At 71.6% G+C, this 20,735-nt stretch carries 21 protein-coding genes and 1 pseudogene; 14 read left to right on the plus strand and 8 right to left on the minus strand.

All coding sequences use genetic code 11. The annotated features are described in order from the left end of the window. Positions 1-67: 67 nt before the first annotated feature. From I2W78_RS33435 to I2W78_RS33445, 3 genes and pseudogenes are all read left to right on the plus strand, one after another. Positions 68-937 (plus strand): annotated as a pseudogene (locus I2W78_RS33435) (PP2C family protein-serine/threonine phosphatase); the annotation flags it as partial. A 198-nt stretch (positions 938-1,135) separates the two neighbouring features. Then, the gene (locus tag I2W78_RS33440) at positions 1,136-2,476 is read left to right on the plus strand and encodes a transcriptional regulator (RefSeq protein WP_196463984.1); all 1,341 of its coding nucleotides are present in this window, start codon (positions 1,136-1,138) and stop codon (positions 2,474-2,476) included. Positions 2,477-2,546: 70 nt separating this feature from the next. Next, entirely contained in the window at positions 2,547-3,104 is a 558-nt protein-coding gene (locus I2W78_RS33445; protein WP_196463985.1) for an NUDIX hydrolase, read from the plus strand. Here the strand turns inward: I2W78_RS33445 and I2W78_RS33450 are convergent. Together I2W78_RS33450 and I2W78_RS33455 are read right to left on the minus strand one after the other, a co-directional pair. Continuing rightward, on the minus strand, positions 3,101-3,358 hold the full coding sequence (locus I2W78_RS33450; RefSeq protein WP_196463986.1) for a hypothetical protein: 258 nt from the start codon (positions 3,356-3,358) through the stop codon (positions 3,101-3,103). The two genes, I2W78_RS33445 and I2W78_RS33450, sit on opposite strands and share 4 nt — an antisense overlap. Positions 3,359-3,551: 193 nt before the next feature. Continuing rightward, positions 3,552-4,427, minus strand: a complete 876-nt coding sequence (locus I2W78_RS33455) for a 3-hydroxybutyryl-CoA dehydrogenase (protein ID WP_307783900.1) — start codon at positions 4,425-4,427, stop codon at positions 3,552-3,554. A gap of 172 nt (positions 4,428-4,599) precedes the next feature. Here I2W78_RS33455 and I2W78_RS33460 point away from each other — a divergent pair, with 172 nt between their 5' ends. Continuing rightward, positions 4,600-5,823, plus strand: coding sequence for a glycoside hydrolase family 10 protein (locus I2W78_RS33460; RefSeq protein WP_196463987.1), 1,224 nt, complete (start codon positions 4,600-4,602; stop codon positions 5,821-5,823). Between the two features lies 1 nt (position 5,824). Here I2W78_RS33460 and I2W78_RS33465 read toward each other — a convergent pair whose 3' ends face one another. Both I2W78_RS33465 and I2W78_RS33470 read right to left on the minus strand, forming a co-directional pair. After that, complete coding sequence (locus I2W78_RS33465; protein WP_141309290.1) at positions 5,825-6,025, minus strand: DUF1918 domain-containing protein; 201 nt, start codon at positions 6,023-6,025, stop codon at positions 5,825-5,827. An 89-nt stretch (positions 6,026-6,114) separates the two neighbouring features. Then, the gene (locus I2W78_RS33470) at positions 6,115-7,029 is read right to left on the minus strand and encodes a DMT family transporter (protein WP_196463988.1); all 915 of its coding nucleotides are present in this window, start codon (positions 7,027-7,029) and stop codon (positions 6,115-6,117) included. On the opposite strand from I2W78_RS33470, the gene I2W78_RS33475 reads away from it, so the two are divergent. From I2W78_RS33475 to I2W78_RS33485, 3 genes are all read left to right on the plus strand, one after another. Further along, positions 7,028-8,464 carry an aminotransferase-like domain-containing protein gene (locus I2W78_RS33475; protein WP_196463989.1) on the plus strand — a complete coding sequence of 479 codons (1,437 nt, stop codon included), beginning with the start codon at positions 7,028-7,030 and terminating at the stop codon, positions 8,462-8,464. The genes I2W78_RS33470 and I2W78_RS33475 overlap by 2 nt on opposite strands. Before the next feature lie 41 nt (positions 8,465-8,505). Then, positions 8,506-8,943: a GNAT family N-acetyltransferase gene (locus tag I2W78_RS33480; protein ID WP_196463990.1), complete on the plus strand. Its 438-nt coding sequence runs from the start codon at positions 8,506-8,508 to the stop codon at positions 8,941-8,943. Positions 8,944-9,046: 103 nt separating this feature from the next. After that, positions 9,047-9,640 (plus strand): histidine phosphatase family protein, encoded by a 594-nt coding sequence (locus tag I2W78_RS33485; protein ID WP_196463991.1) that lies wholly within the window; start codon positions 9,047-9,049, stop codon positions 9,638-9,640. On the opposite strand, the gene I2W78_RS33490 is transcribed toward I2W78_RS33485, so the two are convergent. Further along, a complete protein-coding gene (locus I2W78_RS33490; RefSeq protein WP_196463992.1) occupies positions 9,622-10,086 on the minus strand; it encodes a DUF6314 family protein in 465 nt (154 codons plus the stop codon). The two genes, I2W78_RS33485 and I2W78_RS33490, sit on opposite strands and share 19 nt — an antisense overlap. Before the next feature lie 164 nt (positions 10,087-10,250). Between I2W78_RS33490 and I2W78_RS33495 the strand changes: the two genes are divergently transcribed. From I2W78_RS33495 to I2W78_RS33520, 6 genes are all read left to right on the plus strand, one after another. Further along, entirely contained in the window at positions 10,251-12,725 is a 2,475-nt protein-coding gene (locus I2W78_RS33495) for an alpha-L-arabinofuranosidase C-terminal domain-containing protein (RefSeq protein ID WP_196463993.1), read from the plus strand. Positions 12,726-12,935: 210 nt separating this feature from the next. Then, positions 12,936-13,964, plus strand: coding sequence for an N-acetyl-gamma-glutamyl-phosphate reductase (argC, locus tag I2W78_RS33500; RefSeq protein ID WP_196463994.1), 1,029 nt, complete (start codon positions 12,936-12,938; stop codon positions 13,962-13,964). After that, complete coding sequence (gene argJ, locus I2W78_RS33505; RefSeq protein WP_196463995.1) at positions 13,961-15,112, plus strand: bifunctional glutamate N-acetyltransferase/amino-acid acetyltransferase ArgJ; 1,152 nt, start codon at positions 13,961-13,963, stop codon at positions 15,110-15,112. The genes argC and argJ overlap by 4 nt, the downstream gene beginning before the upstream one ends. Further along, positions 15,109-16,017 carry an acetylglutamate kinase gene (gene argB / locus I2W78_RS33510; RefSeq protein WP_196463996.1) on the plus strand — a complete coding sequence of 303 codons (909 nt, stop codon included), beginning with the start codon at positions 15,109-15,111 and terminating at the stop codon, positions 16,015-16,017. Before argJ ends, argB begins: the two co-directional genes overlap by 4 nt. Next, positions 16,014-17,213: an acetylornithine transaminase gene (locus I2W78_RS33515; protein WP_196463997.1), complete on the plus strand. Its 1,200-nt coding sequence runs from the start codon at positions 16,014-16,016 to the stop codon at positions 17,211-17,213. The genes argB and I2W78_RS33515 overlap by 4 nt, the downstream gene beginning before the upstream one ends. Before the next feature lie 7 nt (positions 17,214-17,220). Then, positions 17,221-17,766, plus strand: coding sequence for an arginine repressor (locus I2W78_RS33520; RefSeq protein WP_196463998.1), 546 nt, complete (start codon positions 17,221-17,223; stop codon positions 17,764-17,766). Here I2W78_RS33520 and I2W78_RS33525 read toward each other — a convergent pair. Then, a complete protein-coding gene (locus tag I2W78_RS33525) occupies positions 17,696-18,199 on the minus strand; it encodes a helix-turn-helix domain-containing protein (RefSeq protein ID WP_307783901.1) in 504 nt (167 codons plus the stop codon). The genes I2W78_RS33520 and I2W78_RS33525 overlap by 71 nt on opposite strands. Positions 18,200-18,274: 75 nt before the next feature. Between I2W78_RS33525 and I2W78_RS33530 the strand changes: the two genes are divergently transcribed. Next, complete coding sequence (locus I2W78_RS33530) at positions 18,275-19,111, plus strand: class I SAM-dependent methyltransferase (RefSeq protein ID WP_196463999.1); 837 nt, start codon at positions 18,275-18,277, stop codon at positions 19,109-19,111. Between the two features lie 54 nt (positions 19,112-19,165). Here I2W78_RS33530 and I2W78_RS33535 read toward each other — a convergent pair whose 3' ends face one another. Both I2W78_RS33535 and I2W78_RS33540 read right to left on the minus strand, forming a co-directional pair. Continuing rightward, positions 19,166-19,903, minus strand: a complete 738-nt coding sequence (locus I2W78_RS33535; protein ID WP_230885677.1) for an FAD:protein FMN transferase — start codon at positions 19,901-19,903, stop codon at positions 19,166-19,168. Positions 19,904-19,958: 55 nt separating this feature from the next. Beyond that, complete coding sequence (locus I2W78_RS33540; RefSeq protein ID WP_196464000.1) at positions 19,959-20,723, minus strand: FMN-binding protein; 765 nt, start codon at positions 20,721-20,723, stop codon at positions 19,959-19,961. Between the last annotated feature and the right edge of the window lie 12 nt (positions 20,724-20,735).

Below are 20,735 nucleotides of genomic sequence, written 5' to 3' on the forward strand. Positions count from 1 at the left end.
TTGCAGTCACCTCACTCGTTTGGGTGGCTTGTTCCGGTGATCTGGTCCTGACGGGTCATGGCGTGGACACAATCGGACCGGCCTTTCGAGGTCGGTCCGCGCTGTCACGGCCTACATGGGGGCCACCGGCATGATCCGTATCAGGGCCCTCGGGCCGCCCACGACGCCGTTGCCCCCGCGCATCGACGGACTGAATGTCGCCGCCGCCCAACTGTCCGCAGACCGTGGCTCCTCCGTCGGCGGTGATCTGTACGAAGTCGTCGCCACGGAGCACGGTGTGCGGGTCGTGATGGGCGATGTGCGGGGGCACGGGCTCGGCGCGACCGGGACGGTCGCCGCCGTGCTGGGCGGCTTCCGGGAAGCCGTGCACGACGAGCCGGAACTCGGCCGGGTGTTGCACGGACTCGAGCGCGCCCTCGCCCGCCATCTGCGCGAGCGCCCGCGCGTGGAGCAGGCCGAGGAGTTCGTCACCATCCTGTTGCTGGAGATCGGCGGGGACGGCGAGGTACGGGCGCTCAACTGCGGGCACCCCTGGCCGTACCGCCTGCGCGAAACCGGCGTCGAGCCCCTTGCCCTGGCCGAACCGCTGCCGCCGCTCGGCCCGTTCCCGCTGCCGGCCGACCTGCCCGCCGTACGATATGGCGAACTGCGCCCCGGCGAGGCCCTGTTCCTGTACACGGACGGCGCGGAGGACGCCCGGGACGCACATGGCCGGTTCTTTCCCCTGCCGGACGTGCTGAGGGAGGCCGTGAGCGGCGATATCTCCTCACAGGCCATCCTGGACACCGTCTTCACGCGCCTGTTACGCCACTCCGGCGGCAGTCCACCCGACGACGTGGCCCTCCTGGTCCTCCGCAACGAACGCCACCTCCGTCGCCCCTCAGGGGGAACGGCGCGACCAGCCACGAAGAACCCGCATCCGACAACGCGCCGTTGACACTCAGCCCCGGCCGGGCCGCCGCACTGTATGAGGGGGAGCCGGCGGCCCGGTCGGCCTCTTTCGAGGCATTTCAGTCAACCGGTTGGAAACTCTCCGCAACAGCGCGCACACAGTGCGGATTCGCGCATTCCGTTCACACCCCGTGTGAAGCCGAATTCACTACGCTGTCGACACCGAGCCACCCGGGGGCCTCCCATGCAGCCCAACACTCTGCTCGACGCGATCCTGGACGAGGCGGGGATCTCGCACGCCGGTCTCGCGGCCCATGTCAACCAGGCCGGACGCGCGCGCGGGCTCGCGCTCCGCTACGAACACACGGCCGTGGCGCGGTGGTTGAAGGGCCAGCGGCCACGTGGGCAGGTGCCCGACCTGATCTGCGAGGTGCTCGCCGCCCGGCTGCACCGGCCCGTCACCCTCGACGACATCGGCCTCGGCGTCCCGGGCCGGCCCGCCACCGCGCACGCCACTTCGCTGTCCGGGTTCGTCGAACGCGCCACCGCCCTGTGGCGCTCCGACGAACAACAGCGCCCGCACGTCCTCGGCGCGCCCGCGGTGACCGGGACGCCCGCCGTGATGCCGGTGTGGGAGTGGGAGAACCCGCCCGAGGACGTGGACGTCTCCCGCGGCGGCCGGCACCGGGTCACCCCGGCCGACCTCGACATGCTGCGCGCCGCCCGTGCCCACTACGAGCAGATGTACCGCAAGGCCGGCGGCGTCGCGACCCGCGCCCGGATCGTCGGCTTCCTCAACGCCGAGGCCGCGCCGCTGCTGCGCGGCAGCTACACCGACGCCACCGGCCGCCAACTCCACCGCGCCACCGGCGGGTTGGTCGCGATCGCCGGGATCTGCGCATACGACTCCGACGCACACGGCCTCGCCCAGCGCTACTTCCACCAGGCGCTCCGGCTCGCCAAGGCCAGCGGCGACCGGGGACTCGGGGCGTATGTGATCGCGCTGCTGGTCAACCAGTCGCTGTTCATGAAGGAGTACCGCCAGGCCGTCGCCTTCGCCGAGGCCGCGCTGCGCGCCGCCGGCAAGCAGATCACCCCGGCCCTCGCCTCCGATCTGTACGCGATGCAGGCGAAGGCCTACGCCCACCTCGGCGACGGCAGGAGTGCCCTGTCCTGCATCCGGCGGGCCGAGCAGGCCGCCGAACGCATCCGGCGCGGCTACGAACCCGACGAGACCGGCTATGTCCAGCCGGGCCTGGTCAACGTCCAGGTGGCGGAGGCGCTGCTCAGCCTCGGCGAGCTGGCCGCCGCCGGGGAGCACGCCGCGGCCGCCGTGGACACCCCGGCGCACGACCGGGGCCGGGTGCACCGGCTCGCCATGCTCAGCACCGTCGAACTGCGCCAGGGCAACGCCGAGAAGGCGGTGGCGACCGCCGTGCGGATGGCCGAGCAGGCCCGTGGGATGGAGTCCCAGCGGCTGCGCGACAGACTCCGGGCGGTACGCGAGCACCTGGCGCGCAGCGGCGGCGCGGGCACGGCCGAGGCCGCCGAACTCATCGACGGCGCCCTGCGCGTACCGCTGTAGGCGTTCCTGTTCCCTACCGCCGAGTCCCTGCTGCGATATTGCCACTTACTCGACGGAAGGTGGCAGAACCGTGCAGTGGACGAAACAGAACGAACAAACTGTGTATGAAAACCGCTGGTTCAGCGTCAACCTCGCAGACGTGGAGCTGCCGGACGGCCGGCACCTCGACCACTTCCTGATACGGCTGCGGCCGGTCGCCGTGGCCACGGTGGTGAACGAGGCGAACGAGGTCCTGCTCCTGTGGCGCCACCGCTTCATCACCGACAGCTGGGGGTGGGAACTCGCGGCGGGCGTCGTCGAGGACGGCGAGGACATCGCGGTCGCCGCCGCCCGGGAGCTGGAGGAGGAGACCGGTTGGCGGCCTGGACCCCTGCGGCACCTGATGAGCGTGGAGCCGTCCAACGGGCTCACCGACGCCCGGCACCACATCTACTGGGCCGACGAGGGCGAGTACGTCGGGCACCCGGTGGACGACTTCGAGTCGGACCGCAGGGAGTGGGTCCCCCTCAAGGTCGTCCCCGACCTGGTCGCCCGCGGCGAGGTCCCGGCCGCCAACATGGCCGCCGCGCTGCTGTTACTGCACCACCTCAGGCTCGGCCAGGACGCGCCCCAGGCCGACCGGGCCTAGCGTCCCAGTGCCTGCCAGAGGGACACGACCAGGGCGCCCACGGCCGTGACGGCCGCGACCGAGGGCAGCGGCCAGCGGGCGTGTTCCAGGGTGACGAGCCGGCTGTTCAGCTCGTCGAGTTCCTTGGCGGTCTCCTCGGTGCGGTGGTTCAGCAGGGCCAGTCCACCCTCGACGCGGGCATACGCCACGTCGAGTCGGCGGCGTAACTCCGCGAGCTCACCCAGGGTTACCGAATGCTCGGGATCGGCGGTCACGAACCGCTCCTTTCCGTAGTCGAATCACATCCCTTGCATGCGCACCATGAGTCAACTCGCCTGGTGGGCGCGTGGGGAGAGTGTGCGAGGGGCATATGCGTGCCCGGCGTGCACACGGTGTGTGAATGCCACGGGCCCGGCACCGGAAGACCGGTGCCGGGCCCGTGCCTGGCCGAAAACCTACGGTGCGTAATCAGTCGTAGGTGTAGAAGCCCGAACCGCTCTTGCGGCCCAGCCGCCCCGCGTCGACCATCCGCTGGAGCAGCGGGGGAGCGGCGTACAGCGGCTCCTTGTACTCCTCGTACATGCTCTGCGCCACCGAGGCCACCGTGTCGAGGCCGATCAGGTCGGACAGCTTCAGCGGGCCCATCGGGTGGGCGCAGCCCATCTCCATGCCGTTGTCGATGTCCTCGCGGCTGGCGATGCCCGACTCGAACATCCGGATCGCGGAGAGCAGGTAGGGGATCAGCAGCGCGTTGACCACGAAGCCGGAGCGGTCCTGGGCGCGGATGCTGTGCTTGCCCAGCGTCTTCTCGGCGAACAGCTGGGCCCGGCCGAGCGTGCCCTCGGAGGTGGTCAGCGCCGGGATCAGCTCGACCAGCTGCTGCACCGGGGCCGGGTTGAAGAAGTGGATGCCGATGACCTGGTCGGGGCGCGAGGTGGCGACCGCCAGCTTCACCAGCGGGATCGAGGAGGTGTTGGAGGCGAGGATCGCGTCCGGGCGGGTCACCACCTGGTCGAGCACCTGGAAGATCTCGGTCTTGACCTGCTCGTTCTCGACGACGGCCTCGATCACCAGGTCGCGGTCGGCGAACTCGCCGAGGTCGGTGGTGAAGGACAGTCGCGCCTGCGTGGTGTCCCGCTCCTCCTCGCTGATCTTGCCGCGCTCGGCGGCCTTGGCGAGGGAGTTGAACAGCCGGGTACGGCCGATCTCCAGGGCCTCGCCGGTGGTCTCGGCGACCTTCACGTCCAGTCCGGCGCGGGCGCACACCTCGGCGATGCCCGCTCCCATCTGGCCGCAGCCCACCACTCCGACGCGCGCGATGTCTCCCGCCAGGGTGTCCGTCACATCGTCCCCTTCGCTGATCTACGGCTCCGGCAGGTCCGCCGGGTTTCGGGGCCTGCTCCGTTCGTGCACGTTACCCGTAAGTATCGATGATCGATCGACGGGGGCCGGGCATGCTGTGCCGCGGAGACTTTCCGTGACCGAGCGAATCCGCAGTGTATAGGGGTGTTTGTCCATGGGACGGCTGTCACGTCGGGCGTTCGCGCTGGCGGCACTGTCGACGCTGGCGATGGCGGGCGACGCGAGCGCCGCGCCCGCGCGACGACCGCACGCCGCCTCCGAGATGCGGGGCGTGTGGCTGGCCACCGTGACCAACCGGGACTGGCCGTCGCGCGCGGGCCTGACCGCCGCACAGCAGCGCGCCGAACTCCTCGCCCACCTCGACACGGCGGCCCGGCGCCGCCTGAACACGGTGATCCTCCAGGTGCGGCCGACGGCCGACGCGCTGTGGCCGTCGCCGTACGAGCCGTGGTCGCAGTACCTCACCGGCACCCAGGGCCGGGACCCCGGCTGGGACCCGCTCGGCACGGCCGTCGCCGAGGCGCACGCCCGGGGGCTTCAGCTGCACGCCTGGTTCAACCCGCTGCGCGTCGCCGTGCACACCGACCCGAGCCGCCTGGTCGCCTCCCACCCGGCCCGGCGGCACCCCGACTGGGTGGTGCCGTACGGCGGGAAGCTCTACTACAACCCGGGACTGCCTCAGGTCCGCACCTTCGTGCGGGACGCGATGCTGGACGCGGTGGCGAAGTACCCGGTCGACGCCGTCCACTTCGACGACTACTTCTACCCGTATCCGGTCGCCGGCCAGACCTTCGACGACGACGAGGCCTACGACACCCACGGCGGCGGCTTCTCCAGCCGCGCCGCCTGGCGGCGGGACAACATCGACCGGCTGGTGCGGGACACCGCGGCCCGCATCAAGGAGATCCGCCCCGGCACCCGGTTCGGGATCAGCCCCTTCGGGGTGTGGCGCAACGCCTCCACCGACCCGCTCGGCTCGGACACGCGGGCGCTGCAGTCGTACGACGACATCTACGCGGACACCCGCAAGTGGGTGCGGGAGAACTGGATCGACTACATCTGCCCGCAGCTGTACTGGCACATCGGCAACGCGTCCGCCGACTACGCCAAGCTCGTGCCCTGGTGGGCGGCGGTGGCGCGGGGCACCGGGACACAGCTGTACCTGGGGGAGGCGCTGTACAAGGCCGGTGACCCGGCGCAGTCCGCGGCCTGGCAGGACGCGGCGGAGCTGTCCCGGCACCTGACGTACGCCCGGGACTTCCCGGAGGTGCGCGGGCACGTCTTCTTCGCCGCCCGGGAGATGACGGTGGACGCTCAAGGGGCAATGGCGCGGGTGGTCGCCGACCACTACCAGCAGCCGGCGACACCCCCGCGCTGAATCACTGCCCGGTGGTGGTTTCCCTGTGCCGGATCTCGGTGTCGGGGCCCGGTGAGCACAGGCCCTCGTGCCCGTCCTGGAAGCGGACGCGGTACGGGGGTTCGCCCTTCTGACCCAGCACTTCGACGATCTCGCCGACCTTGTCGTGCTGTCCGACCACCCTGCCGTGCTGGACAAGCTGGTCGCCCACGCTTGCGCGCATCTGGGGCCTCCTCACGATGTGCGGGAGCAGCGGTCCGTGGCTTTGAGTCTACGGCGGACAGCGCCGGTCGGTACCGACGCGAACGCCGCTCAGCCTCGCGCCCGTTGCGTGACGGCGATGCAGACGAGCACGGCCGCGGCCGTCAACGGGGCGGCCACTGTCAGGTGCTCGCCCAGCAGCAGCACCGACCACACCAGTGTGAGCAGCGGCTGGGCCAACTGCAACTGGCTGGCCTTGGGGATGCCGATGGCCGCCATGCCCCGGTACCAGACGACCAGACCCAGGAACTGCGAGCCCGCCGCGACCCACAGCACCCCGGTCACGCTGTGAAAGGTGAGGTGCACGGGCTCGTACGACAGCGCCAGTGCGGTGGCGGGCACGGTGAGCGGCAGACACAGCACCACCGCCCAGCCGACCACCTGCCAGCCCGGCATGACCCGCGCCAGCCGACCGCCCTCGGTGTAGCCGGCGGCGCAGACCAGCAGTGCCCCGAAGAGATACAGGTCGGCGGTGGACAGGGCGCCGCCGCTCTGCTGGACCGTGAACGCCAGCACCGCGGCCGCCCCGGCGAGCGCCGCCGCCCAGAAGGTGCGGGAGGGGCGGGCGCCGACGCGCAGGGCGGACAGCAGCGCGGTCGTCAGCGGCAGCAGGCCGACCACGACGGCGGCGTGGGCGGTGGTCGACGTCTGCAGGGCGAGCGTGGTGAGCAGCGGGAAACCCAGGACGACACCGCCGGCGACGACCGCGAGGCCCGCCCAGTGCTCCCGGGCGGGCAGCGGCACGCGCAGGGCCAGCAGGCAGGCGCCCGCGATCAGCGCCGCCAGCACGCTTCGCACGGCGACCAGCGACCAGGGACCGAAGCCCTCCAGGCCCCAGGCGGTGGCCGGGAAGGTGAGTGAGAAGGCGATGACGCCGAGGGCGGCCTGAAGGGCGCCGAAGCCGGCCTTCGGCCGACCGCTCACTGCTATCCGGGCCGGTGCGATAGCGCTACTCTCTGTTCTCATGCAGCAGAGTAGCAGTGTCGGTGAACTGGCAAACCAACTGCGGCGGGAGCTCGACCACTACTCTCCCGGCGGAAAGCTCCCGTCCAGCCGGGCCCTCGTGGAACGGTTCCGGGTGAGCCCGGTGACCGTCTCCCGGGCCCTTGCCCAGCTCGCCGCCGAGGGGCTGGTCGTGACCCGGCCCGGGGCCGGCGCGTTCCGCGCGCGACCGCGCACCGGCCCCGCCCCCGTGGGCGACACCTCGTGGCAGGAGGTGACACTCAGCGCGGACGCCGCCGCCGAACTCGTACCGCGCACGGTGGACGCCTCCGGCGTCACCGTCTCGCTAGCCGTGCCGCCGCCCGGGGTGATCGAGTTCAACGGCGGCTATCTGCATCCGTCGCTCCAGCCGGAGAAGGCCATGGCGGCGGCGCTGTCCCGGGCCGGCCGGCGTCCCGGCGCGTGGGGGCGGCCGCCGCTGGAGGGACTGCCGGAGCTGCGCGAGTGGTTCGCGCGCAGCATCGGCGACACGGTCACGGCCGCCGAGGTGCTGATCACGTCGGGCGGTCAGTCGGCGCTGACGACGGCCCTGCGCGCCCTGGCCCCGCCCGGGGCGCCGGTGCTGGTGGAGTCGCCGACGTACCCGGGCATGCTGGCGATCGCCCGCGCGGCGGGCCTGCGCCCCGTGCCGGTCCCGGTGGACGCGGACGGGGTCAGGCCCGCGCTGCTCGCCGACGCGTTCCGGGCGACCGGGGCGCGGGTCTTCGTCTGCCAGCCGCTGTTCCAGAACCCCACCGGCGCGGTCCTCGCCCCTCAGCGGCGCGGTGAGGTGCTGCGGATCGCGCGGGAGGCCGGGGCGTTCGTGGTCGAGGACGACTTCGTACGACGGCTGGTGCACGCGGACGCCGGACCGCTGCCGCGTCCGCTGGCCGCCGACGACCAGGACGGTGTGGTGGTGCACGTCTGCTCGCTCACCAAGGTGACCTCGCCGAGCTTCCGGGTGAGCGCCCTGGCCGCGCGCGGGCCGGTGCTGGAGCGGCTGCGCGCCATCCAGGTGGTCGACACCTTCTTCGTGCCCCGGCCCCTCCAGGAGGCGGCCCTGGAACTGGTCGGCTCGCCCGCCTGGCCCCGCCATCTGCGCACGGTCTCGACGGAACTGAAGGCCCGCCGGGACGCGATGACGGCGGCGCTCGCGGTGCACCTGCCCGAACTCGCCCTCCCGCACATCCCCTCGGGCGGCTACCACCTCTGGCTCCGCCTCCCCGACGGCACCGACGAACCCGCCTTCACCGCGGCCGCCCTTCGGGCCGGCGTGGCCCTCGCCCCCGGCCGCCCCTACTTCAGCGCCGAACCCCCGGCGGGCCACGTCCGTCTGAGCTTCGCGGCGGTGGCCGGGACGGGGGAGATCACCGAGGGGGTACGGCGGCTGCGTACCGCCTGTGACGAGGTCCTGGGATAACCGGTCGACGCCCGCGCGCCCGACCTGCGAATCTTCCCGGCATGAGCCACGTACCGAATCTTGCCGAGGGATACGAGATCTCCACCGAAACCGGGCGGATCGACGCCGAGCGGGTGCACCGGTGGCTGTCGACCGACGCGTACTGGGCGATCGGGCGGTCGCGGGAGCAGCAGGATCGGGCCGTCGCCGGGTCGCTCAACTTCGGGGTGTACGAGACCGTTTCGGGGCAGCAGGTCGCGTATGCGCGGATCATCACCGACATGGCGACCTTCGCGTGGTTGTGCGATGTGTATGTCGACCCGTCGGTGCGGGGCAAGGGCATCGGTACGGCGCTGGTCGAGGCGGTGCGGGAGCATCTGCGGCCGCACGGGCTGCGCCGCATACTGCTGGCCACGCACGATGCGCACGGTGTGTACGAGAAGGTCGGATTCGAGCCGCTGGCGCGGCCGGACGAGTGGATGGCGCTGTATTTCGAGTGAGTTGTCCGGCTGATCCTGACCTTCCGGTAAGGTTTCGCGGCGCCTCCATAACTCACGTGTAACACCTCTTGACCTGCCCACTCTCCGGGCACACGATCCCCGCATGGCACTTCGGGTCACGTTCGTCGCCGCCGCGCGCAGCGCCCCGCTGCTCGCGGAACGCTTCGAGGACGACCGGCCGCTGGACCAGGCGGGCTGGGACGAGGTGCAGCGCGTCGCCCGCGACCTGGTGCCGCTCGCGGCGGCGGAGCTGCGCTACTGCTCACCCACACCCCGCAGCCGGGCCACCGGCGACGCCCTCGGTTACGCCCCGCTGGCACAACTCGCCCTGCGTGACTGCGACATGGGCCGCTGGCGCGGGCTCACGCTGGGGGAGGCGATGGCCCGGGAGCCGGAGGCGGTGGACGCCTGGCTCGCCGACCCCCGCTCCACACCGCACGGCGGTGAGTCCCTGCTCGGCTTCATCGCCCGCGTCGGCCACTGGCTGGACACCAGGCCCGTCGAGGACGGGGGCAGAATCGTCGCCGTGGCCGAGCCCTCGGTGATCCGCGCCGCCCTGGTGTACGCCCTGAAGGCACCGCCCGCGACGTTCTGGAACCTCGACGTCTGCTCCCTGTCCGCGACCACCGTCACCGGCCGCGCCGGGCGCTGGAACCTGCGGTTCGAAGGCGGCCCGACTCAGGCCGTACGCGCGTAGTCCGTCGTCAGTACGAGGTCCTTGGCCGGGCCGCGCACCCGCCACACCGTCCGCCAGTGGTCCGCGTCCCGGACGGTGAACTCGCCCCGGTAGAGGTCGGCCGAGCAGGGATGGTCGGTGAGGTGCCGGCCGGTGGTCAGGTCGAGGTCGTGGAAGGGGCGGCCGTCGGCGAAGCGGACCCGCGCCGTGCCGTGCGCGGGGCCGGGCAGGTAGCGGAGCGTCCGCTCGGCCGGCCGGGCCACGCCCTGCCAGACGAAACTGCCGGACTCCTCGTGCAGCAGACCGCCGCACTCCAGCAGGCCGCTGTCGCCCTCCAGCGGCCCGAAGACCGTCGTCCCCTCGAACCGCCCCTCGTCCCCGCTCGCGAGATCCCGCACGGACCGCTCCACCCGCCAGCGCCCGGCGAGATACGCCAGCACATCCGGCACCGGCCAGAACTCGCCCATCACGATCCGCTCTCCGTCCCGTCCGTTGTTGCGCGACCCATTGACGCGCCTCCGCCCCCTCCCTATCTTGCCGTTCGAAGTGCTGACCAACGTCCGATATATCGAACAACGACTGCTCTATCAGCTCTCTGTCCGGGCAACTCCCACCGAGCCGCGGAGTATCCATGTCACGCACCCGCTGGAGACTCGGCCTGACGGTCACCGCCTGTCTGGTGGCCGCCGCCGTAGTCCCCGCCCCCGCGCACGCCGAGGCCGTCAGCGACTACGAGATCACCCTCGACCCGACGGCGACAGGCGCGACGATCGACGACACGATGTACGGCGTCTTCTTCGAGGACATCAACCGGGCCGCCGACGGCGGTCTGTACGCCGAGCTCGTGCAGAACCGCTCCTTCGAGTACTCCACCGCCGACAACGGCTCCTACACCCCGCTGACCTCCTGGGCGGTCGACGGCACGGGGCAGGTGGTCGACGACGACGGACGGCTCAACGAGCGCAACCGCAACTACCTCTCCCTGGGCGCCGCCTCCGCCGTGACCAACGTCGGCTACAACACCGGCATCCGGGTCGACAAGGGCAAGAAGTACGACTTCTCGGTGTGGGCCCGCGCCACGTCCGGCACCACCCTCACCGTCTCCCTCAAGGACGCCGCCGGCGAGCTGGCCAGTGCCCGCCAGGTGGCCGCGAAGGGTGCCTGGAAGAAATACACCGCCACCTTCACCGCGACCCGCACCAGCAACCGCGGCCGCCTCACCGTCGCCGCCACCGAGGCCGCCGCCCTCGACATGGTGTCGCTGTTCCCCCGCGACACCTACAAGAACCAGCCGGGCGGCCTGCGCAAGGACCTCGCCGAGAAGATCGAGGCACTCGACCCCGCCTTCGTCCGCTTCCCCGGCGGCTGCCTGGTCAACACCGGCTCCATGCAGGACTACAGCGAGGCGTCCGGCTGGCAGCGCAAGCGGTCGTACCAGTGGAAGGACACCATCGGCCCGGTCGAGCAGCGCGCCACGAACGCCAACTTCTGGGGCTACAACCAGAGCTACGGCCTCGGCTACTACGAGTACTTCCGCTTCTCCGAGGACATCGGCGCCATGCCGCTGCCCGTCGTCCCCGCCCTGGTCACCGGCTGCGGCCAGAACCGCGCCACCGACGACGAGGCGCTCCTCCAGCGGCACATCCAGGACACCCTCGACCTCATCGAGTTCGCCAACGGTCCCGTGACCAGCACCTGGGGCAGGAAGCGCGCCGAGATGGGCCACCCCAGGCCCTTCCACCTCACCCACATCGGCGTCGGCAACGAGGAGAACCTGCCGGTCGAGTTCTTCGCCCGCTTCCAGAAGTTCCGCGCCGCGATCGAGGCCAAGTACCCCGACATCACGGTCGTCTCCAACTCCGGCCCGGACGACACGGGCACGACCTTCGACACCGCCTGGAAGCTCAACCGCGAGGGCAAGGTCGACATGGTCGACGAGCACTACTACAACAGCCCGCAGTGGTTCCTGCAGAACAACGACCGCTACGACAGCTACGACCGCCAGGGCCCCAAGGTGTTCCTCGGCGAGTACGCCTCCCAGGGCAACGCCTGGCACAACGCCCTCGCCGAGGCCGCGTACATGACCGGCCTGGAGCGCAACGCGGACATCGTCAAGCTCGCCTCGTACGCGCCGCTGCTCGCCAACGAGGACTACGTGCAGTGGCGCCCGGACATGATCTGGTTCAACAACCACGCCTCCTGGGCCTCGGCCAACTACGAGGTCCAGAGACTGTTCATGACGAACGTCGGCGACCGGGTCGTGCCCTCCACGGCGACCACCACACCGGACGTCAGCAGCCCCATCTCCGGCGCCGTCGGCCTGTCGACGTGGGCGACCAGCGCGGCGTACGACGACGTGAAGGTCACCGCCGCCGACGGCACCACGCTGCTCAGCGACGACTTCTCCGGTGACGCCTCGCGGTGGCAGCACACCGGGGGCGGCAGCTGGAGCATCCAGGACGGGGCGTACGTGCAGACCGACGCCGCCGCCGAGAACACCATGGTCACCGCCGGCGACCCGGCGTGGCAGGACTACGACCTGCATGTGAAGGCCACCAAGAAGTCCGGCAAGGAGGGCTTCCTGGTCGCCTTCGGCGTCAAGGACACCGGCAACTACTACTGGTGGAACCTGGGCGGCTGGAACAACACCCAGTCCGCCGTCGAGAAGGCCGTGGACGGCGGCAAGACGACCGTCGTGTCCAAGGCCGGGTCGATCGAGACGGGCCGGGCGTACGACCTCGACATCAAGGTGCGCGGCCGACAGGTGAGCCTCTACCTGGACGGACAGCTGTGGAGCAGCTTCACCGACAACAAGCCGGCCGAGCCCTTCCGCCAGGTCGTCACCGAGGACGACCGCACCGGTGACCTGATCGTCAAGGTCGTCAACGCCCAGTCCTCGGCCGCCCGCACGGCCATCGACCTGGGCGGCGCCAAGGTCGCGTCCCGGGCCCGGGTGACCACGCTGGCCGCCGCGCCGGAGGACGTGAACACCGAGACGGACACGCCGGTCAGCCCGGCGAGGTCCACCTTCTCGGGGGTCGCGGACAAGTTCACGTACACCTTCCCCGCGAACTCCGTCACGTTCCTGCGGATCAAGCAGCGGTGACCCGCCGGGCGGCTCGGGCGACGCCGATGTGCGCCCGGGCCGCCCGGCTCGCGTGGCCTCCTTTGGCAAAGATTCGGCTGCTCGTCCCCTTGCCGTCATCGGCGTCGGGGGAGGGCGGCTGGATGGTGCGGTCCGATTGCGTGGGCTGACGGGCGGTATTGCATAAACGTGCAGCGAAACGTATAGTCATGCCATCCAGGAGGAGGGTCCATGACGGTACGTGCGGCTGTGGCCGGAGCGAGCGGATACGCGGGCGGAGAGCTGCTGCGTCTGCTCCTGACGCACCCCGAGATCGAGATAGGCGCCCTGACCGGCAACTCCAACGCCGGCCAGCGGCTCGGCGCGCTCCAGCCGCATCTGCTGCCGCTGGCCGACCGGGTGCTGAGCGAGACCTCGGCCGAGGTGCTCGCCGGGCACGACGTGGTGTTCCTCGCGCTGCCGCACGGGCAGTCCGCCGCCGTCGCCGAGCAGCTCGGCCCGGAGGTGCTCGTCGTCGACATGGGCGCCGACTTCCGGCTGAAGGACGCCGGCGACTGGGAGAAGTTCTACGGCTCCCCGCACGCCGGGACCTGGCCCTACGGCCTCCCCGAACTGCCGGGCTGCCGCGCCGCGCTGGAGGGGTCCAAGCGCATCGCGGTGCCCGGTTGCTACCCCACGGCCGTCTCCCTCGCGCTGTTCCCGGCGTACGGCGCGGGGCTGGCCGAGCCCGAGGCCGTGATCGTCGCCGCGTCCGGCACCTCGGGCGCGGGCAAGACGCCCAAGCCGCACCTGCTCGGCTCCGAGGTCATGGGCTCCATGTCGCCGTACGGCGTCGGCGGAGCGCACCGGCACACGCCCGAGATGATCCAGAACCTCTCCGCGGCCGCCGGGGAGACCGTGCGGGTCTCCTTCACACCGACCCTCGCCCCGATGCCCCGCGGCATCCTCGCCACCTGCAGCGCCTCCGCGAAGGACGGCGTCACCGGCGAGGCCCTGCGCGCCGCCTACGACAAGGCCTTCGCCGACGAGCCCTTCGTCCACCTGCTCCCCGAGGGCCAGTGGCCCGCCACCGCGTCCGTCCACGGTTCGAACGCCGTTCAGGTGCAGGTCGCGTACGACGAGGCCGCGAACCGCATCATCGCGATCAGCGCCATCGACAACCTGACCAAGGGCACCGCGGGCGGTGCCGTCCAGAGCATGAACCTCGCCCTCGGCCTCCCCGAGGACACGGGACTTTCCACGATCGGAGTCGCACCGTGAGTGTCACGGCAGCAAAGGGATTCACGGCGGCCGGTATCGCCGCCGGGATCAAGGAGAACGGCAACCCGGACCTGGCCCTCGTGGTCAACAACGGGCCCCGCCGCGCCGCCGCGGGCGTCTTCACCTCCAACCGCGTCAAGGCCGCGCCCGTGCTGTGGTCGGAGCAGGTGCTCAAGAGCGGCCAGGTCTCCGCCGTCGTCCTCAACTCCGGCGGCGCCAACGCCTGCACCGGACCGAAGGGCTTCCAGGACACGCACGCCACCGCCGAGAAGGTCGCCGAGGAGCTCGGCCGGGGCGCCATCGAGGTCGCCGTCTGCTCCACCGGCCTCATCGGCGTACTGCTCCCGATGGACAAGCTGCTCCCCGGCGTGGAGACCGCCGCCGCCCAGCTCTCCGAGCACGGCGGCGAGAAGGCCGCCATCGCCATCAAGACCACCGACACCGTGCACAAGACGTCCGTCGTGACCAAGGACGGCTGGACCGTCGGCGGCATGGCCAAGGGCGCCGGCATGCTCGCCCCCGGCCTCGCCACCATGCTCGTCGTCCTCACCACGGACGCCGACCTGGACAACGCCACGCTGGACAAGGCCCTGCGCGCGGCCACCCGGGTCACCTTCGACCGCGTCGACTCCGACGGCTGCATGTCCACCAACGACACCGTCCTGCTCCTCGCCTCCGGCACGTCCGGGATCACCCCGGAGTACGCGGAGTTCGCCGACGCCGTGCGGCAGGTCTGCGACGACCTCGGGCAGCAGCTGATCCGGGACGCCGAGGGCGCCAGCAAGGACATCAAGGTCGAGGTGATCAACGCCGCGACCGAGGACGACGCCGTCGAGGTGGGCCGTTCCATCGCCCGCAACAACCTCCTCAAGTGCGCCATCCACGGCGAGGACCCCAACTGGGGCCGCGTCCTCTCCGCGATCGGCACCACGTCCGCCGCCTTCGAGCCCGACCAGCTCAACGTCGCCATCAACGGCGTCTGGGTCTGCAAGAACGGCGGGGTCGGCGAGGACCGCGAGAAGGTCGACATGCGCTACCGCGAGGTGCACATCGTCGCCGACCTCGCCGCCGGGTCCGAGACCGCCACGATCTGGACCAACGACCTCACCGCCGACTACGTCCACGAGAACAGCGCCTACTCCTCATGACCACGACCCGCAAACACACCGCGCTGCCCAAGGCGCAGATCCTCATCGAGGCGCTGCCCTGGCTGACCCGGCACCACGGCAAGACGGTCGTCATCAAGTTCGGCGGCAACGCCATGGTGAACGAGGAGCTGAAGGCCGCCTTCGCGCAGGACGTCGTCTTCCTGCGGCACGCCGGCCTCAAGCCGGTCGTCGTGCACGGCGGCGGCCCGCAGATCAGTCGGGCGCTCGACAAACACGGCATCGTCAGCGAGTTCAAGGCGGGCCTGCGCGTCACCACCGAGGACGCCATGGACGTCGTACGCATGGTGCTGGCCGGGCAGGTGCAGCGGGAGCTGGTCGGGCTGCTCAACCAGCATGGGCCGCTCGCCGTCGGTCTCACCGGCGAGGACGCGCACACCATGACCGCCACCAAGCACCAGCCCCGGATCGACGGCGAGCTCGTCGACATCGGGCGGGTCGGCGAGATCACCGAGATCGACACGGGCGCGATCGAGGCACTGCTCGCGGACGGCCGGATCCCGGTCGTGTCGTCGATCGCCCGTTCCCAGGACGACGGACATGTCTACAACGTCAATGCTGATACGGCGGCTGCGGCACTCGCTGCTGCTCTGGGCGCCGAGACCCTCATGGTCCTCACGGACGTCGAGGGCCTCTACGAGGACTGGCCCAACAGCGACGAGGTGATCAGCCGCCTCACCGCTTCCCAGCTGGAGAAGCTGCTGCCGGAGCTGTCGTCCGGCATGGTGCCGAAGATGGAGGGCTGTCTGCACGCCGTACGCAACGGGGTGCGCAATGCCCGCGTCATCGACGGCCGGGTCCAGCACTCGATCCTGCTGGAGATCTTCACCGACGAGGGCATCGGCACGATGGTCGTGCCGGACGCGCATGAGGGGGACGCCGGATGAGCGCCAACCAGGAACTGACCGCCCGGTGGCAGGGCGCGCTCATGAACAACTACGGCACCCCGCGACTGCCGCTCGTACGCGGCGCGGGCGCGCGCGTGTGGGACGCCGACGGCAAGGAGTACGTCGACTTCGTCGGCGGTATCGCCGTCAACGCGCTCGGACACGCGCACCCCGCGGTCGTCGAGGCGGTCAGCAGGCAGATCGCCTCCCTGGGCCACATCTCCAACCTGTTCGTCGCCGAGCCGCCCGTCGCGCTCGCCGAGCGGCTCCTTCAGCTGTTCGGCCGGGACGGCAAGGTCTTCTTCTGCAACTCCGGAGCCGAGGCCAACGAGGGCGCCTTCAAGATCGGTCGGCTGACCGGGCGGACCCACATGGTCGCCACCGAGGGCGGCTTCCACGGCCGTACCATGGGCGCCCTCGCGCTCACCGGCCAGCCCGCCAAGCAGCAGCCCTTCCTGCCGCTGCCCGGTGACGTCACGCACGTCCCGTACGGCGATGCCCAGGCGCTGGCCGCGGCGGTCACCGAGGAGACGGCCCTGGTCGTCATCGAGCCGATCCAGGGCGAGAACGGGGTCGTCGTCCCGCCCGCCGGCTATCTGAAGGCGGCCCGGGCCATCACGGCCGCGACCGGATCTCTGCTGGTCCTCGACGAGGTGCAGACCGGCGTCGGGCGGACCGGACACTGGTTCGAGTACCAGGCGCACGAGGGCGTCCTGCCGGACGTCGTCACACTCGCCAAGGGCCTCGGCGGCGGGCTGCCGCTGGGCGCCACGGTGGCCTTCGGGCGGGCGGCCGAGCTGCTCCAGCCCGGTCAGCACGGCACGACCTTCGGCGGCAACCCCGTCGCCTGCGCCGCCGGACTCGCCGTTCTCGACGCCATCGCGAACGAGGGACTGCTGGAGAACGTCAAGCGGCAGAGCGAGAAGTTGCGGGACGGAATCGAGTCTCTGAACCATGGATTGATCGACCATGTCCGGGGTGCGGGCCTCCTCCTGGGTATCGTGCTCACCAAGCCGCTCGCGCCGCAGGTGCAGCAGGCGGCTCAGGACGCCGGATTCCTGGTGAACGCGCCCGCCCCCGATGTCGTACGGCTCATGCCGCCGCTGAACCTCGGCGACGACGAGGTGGAGGCGCTGCTCCGGGCGCTGCCCGGTGTCCTCGACGCAAGTCACGGGGACGGACGAGCCGGAGAATGAGACGACGATGAGCCACGCGCAGGACCACGGGCAGACGGGGGTCAACGGGCCTGCCGTGCCGCAGACCCGCACCGCACGCCACCGCCGGATCGTGGACATCCTCAACCGGCAACCGGTGCGCTCCCAGAGCCAGTTGGCGAAGCTGCTCGCCGACGACGGGCTGACCGTCACGCAGGCGACGCTCTCCCGGGACCTGGACGAGCTGAACGCGGTGAAGATCCGCAACAACGACGGCGACCTCATCTACGCGGTGCCCAGCGAGGGCGGTTTCCGCACGCCGCGCGCGCCGCTGGGGGAGTCGGCGAAGGAGGAGCGGATGCGGCGCCTGTCCCAGGAGCTGCTGATCTCCGCCGAGGCGTCCGCCAACCTCGTGGTCCTGCGCACCCCGCCGGGTGCCGCCCAGTTCCTCGCCTCGGCGATCGACCAGGCCGAACTGCACGACATCCTGGGCACCATCGCCGGCGACGACACGCTGCTGCTGATCAGCCGTCAGCCGGACGGGGGACAGGCCCTCGCCGACCATCTGCTGCGGCTGGCGCAGAACGGCCACTGAGCCGGTCCTTTCGCGCGCGCATCCCACCCGACTCCGCCGCCCGCAGCAGGCGGCGGAAGGTCGGGCATTCCATATGGCTGGGCGCGGGGCAGTCCGCCGCGTGCCGCAGTCCGTCGCGCATGGCGGTCAGCCGGCGGATCGTCTCGTCCAGCTCGTCCGCCTTCGCCGTCAGCGTCCCCCGGTCGATCCGGGGCCGGCCGTCCGGCGCGAACATCAGCGCGATCTCGTCGAGTGAGAAACCGGCGGCGCGGCCCATCGCGATCAGCGCCAGCCGCTGCGTCACGCCCGGATCGAAGACACGCCGACCGGCCCGTCTGCCGGTCGAGACGATCAGGCCCTTCTCCTCGTAGAAGCGGAGGGTCGACGCGGGCACGCCGGAACGCCGTGCCACTTCCGCTATGTCCGGATGACCCATAGGGTCCGGATCGCCCATGCCCTTGACCTCAAGTTGACTTGAACTGGCACCGTACGACTACGGATTTTCCAGGGCAAGCGAAGGGAGCCGGTCATGACCGCCGAACGCCGGGACGCTCAGGCACTGAAGGCGCTGTGGGGCGGGGCCGCGGGGCGCAACTGGGTCGCGGCGCAGGACCTGCTCGACAGGCTGTTCAAACCGTTCGAGCCGCTGCTCGCCGAGCCGGTCGGACCCGGTGCGCGCCTCCTCGACGTCGGCTGCGGCACGGGCGCCACGACGGTCGCCGCGGCACGGCGTGCCGGCCCGGAGGGCAGCTGCGTCGGTGTCGACATCGCCGAGCCGATGGTCGAGGCCGCCCGGGCGCGCGCCGAGCGGGAGGGTGTGCCGGCCCGTTTCATCCAGGCCGACGCCGCGACCCACGCCTTCGAACCGGCCGCCTTCGACCTGGTGATCTCGCGGTTCGGCGTGATGTTCTTCGACGACTTCGCCGGCGCCTTCGCCAACCTGCGGCGCGCCGCGCGGCCCGGCGGGGGACTCCGGCTCATCGTGTGGCGCGGCCCCGAGGAGAACCCGTTCATGACGACGGCCGAGCGGGCCGCTGGACCGCTGCTGCCGAACCTGCCGCCCCGTGACCCGGACGCGCCCGGCCAGTTCGCCCTGGCGCCGGCGGAGCGGGTACGGGGCGTTCTGGAGGAGAGCGGCTGGACGGGGGTCGCCGTCGAGCCGCTCGACGTGCCGTGCGCCATGCCGGAGAAGGACCTGGAGCGCTACTTCACGCTGCTCGGCCCCGTGGGCCGGGTGCTGCACGAGGTGGACGAGCCGACGCGGGCGCGGGTCGTCGAGACGCTCCACACCGCCTTCGCCTCATACGTGCACGGGACGGAGGTCAGGTTCACGGCCGCGTGCTGGCTGGTCCGGGCCACGGCGTGAGGCCGGTAGCGCCGCCGCACCTCGGCAGGTTTGGGCCTCGGCATGACCGCCCACTCACCCCAGCCACCCGGCCAGCCCACCCGTGCACCACACCTCGTCCCCCGCCGTGATCAGCAGCGCCTCCACCTCCGGCAGGGACTCCAGCCAGGCCAGGCCGTCCCGCGCGCCCATCGCGAAGGCGGCCGTCGCCCAGCAGTCCGCCCAGGTCAGGCGGGGGGCGACGACCGTCACCGCGAGCAGGTCAGTCACCGCCGACTTGCCGGTGCGCGGGTCGACGATGTGGGCGCCGCGTTCGGCCGTGCCGGAGGTGGCCACGGCCAGTTCGTCGGCGCGGGCCGCCGAGACGACCGCCGCCAGCCCACCGGGCCGCAGCGGGTCCGACACGCCGACCCGCCAGGGCCGCTCCGCGCCGGGCACGCCCAGCAGCTGCACGTCCCCGCCGCCGTTGACGCTGACCCCGCTCGCCCCCGCCGCCGACAGCAGCCGCGCCGCCCGTTCGACGGCCCAGCCCTTGACGATCCCGGTCGGGTCCAGCCGGCCCTCGTACGTCGTGCTGAACCAGCCCTCGCTGACCCGCTCCGCCTCGGCGGCCAGCTCCAGCACCTCGGCGACCTCGGGATCGCACTCCCCGACGGTCACCTCCCCGCGGCCCAGCCGCGAGATCTGGCTGTCCTCGCGGTAGGTGCTGAACACCGCGTCGACCCGGTGCAGTCCGGCGACGGCCTCGTCGAGGGCCGCTCGCACGGCGGTGGGATCCCCGCCGCGGACGTCGAAGGAGAAGACGGTCCCCATCACCTCCTCCGCTCGGCGTTCCGCGGCGGGAGCCTGTGCGGGTTCCGCCACCGGCTCAGCCACCGGCCTGGTCCAGCGCCGACTGCAGCGACTGCCGGTACCCACCGCTGGTGTATGTGGCTCCGGACACGGCGTCGATGTCGGCGCTGCCCGCCGCGACGGCGGCCTGGTTGAGCTGGGGTACGGCGTTGGCGGTGATCTGGCTGCTCTGGCCGCCGCTGGGCGCCTGCACCGCCTCGGCCTGGGTGATCTTCCCGCCGCTGACGGTGATCCGGACCTGGACGGGTCCGTACTGGGTCTGGGCCACGTCCCCGGTGACCGTCCGCGCGGCCTGGGCGCCGCCACCGGAGCCCTGTTCGGCGGAACCGCCGCCGCTCGCCCGGACCTGGTCCAGGGCCGACTGCAGGGACTCCTTGTAGCCGGCGCTGGTGTACGTCGCCCCGGACACCGCGTCGATCTCCGCGCTCTGCGCCGCGACGGCGGCCTGGTTGAGCTGGGGCACGGCGTTGGCGGTGATCTGGCTGCTCTGGCCGCCGCTCGGCGCCTGCACCGCCTCCGCCTGGGTGATCTTGCCGTTGCTCACGGTCAGCCGGACCTGCACGGGACCGTACTGCGTCTCGGCCACGGCGCCGGAGACCGTGGCGGTGCCGGCGGCCTGTGCTCCGCCCTGGGGCGCCGCCGCCCCCGCGGGGGGTGCCGCGCCGCCCGCCGCGGCGGAGCCGGGGTCGGTCGCCGGCTTCAGCGACAGCAGCAGCACGATGCCGGACACGGTGGCGGCGGTGGCCAGCACGGCACGCCGGATGGGGTGGCTCTTCTTCATGTTGCCGGTCTC

This window comes from Streptomyces spinoverrucosus (assembly GCF_015712165.1).
In the GTDB taxonomy this organism is placed as follows: domain Bacteria; phylum Actinomycetota; class Actinomycetes; order Streptomycetales; family Streptomycetaceae; genus Streptomyces; species Streptomyces spinoverrucosus_A.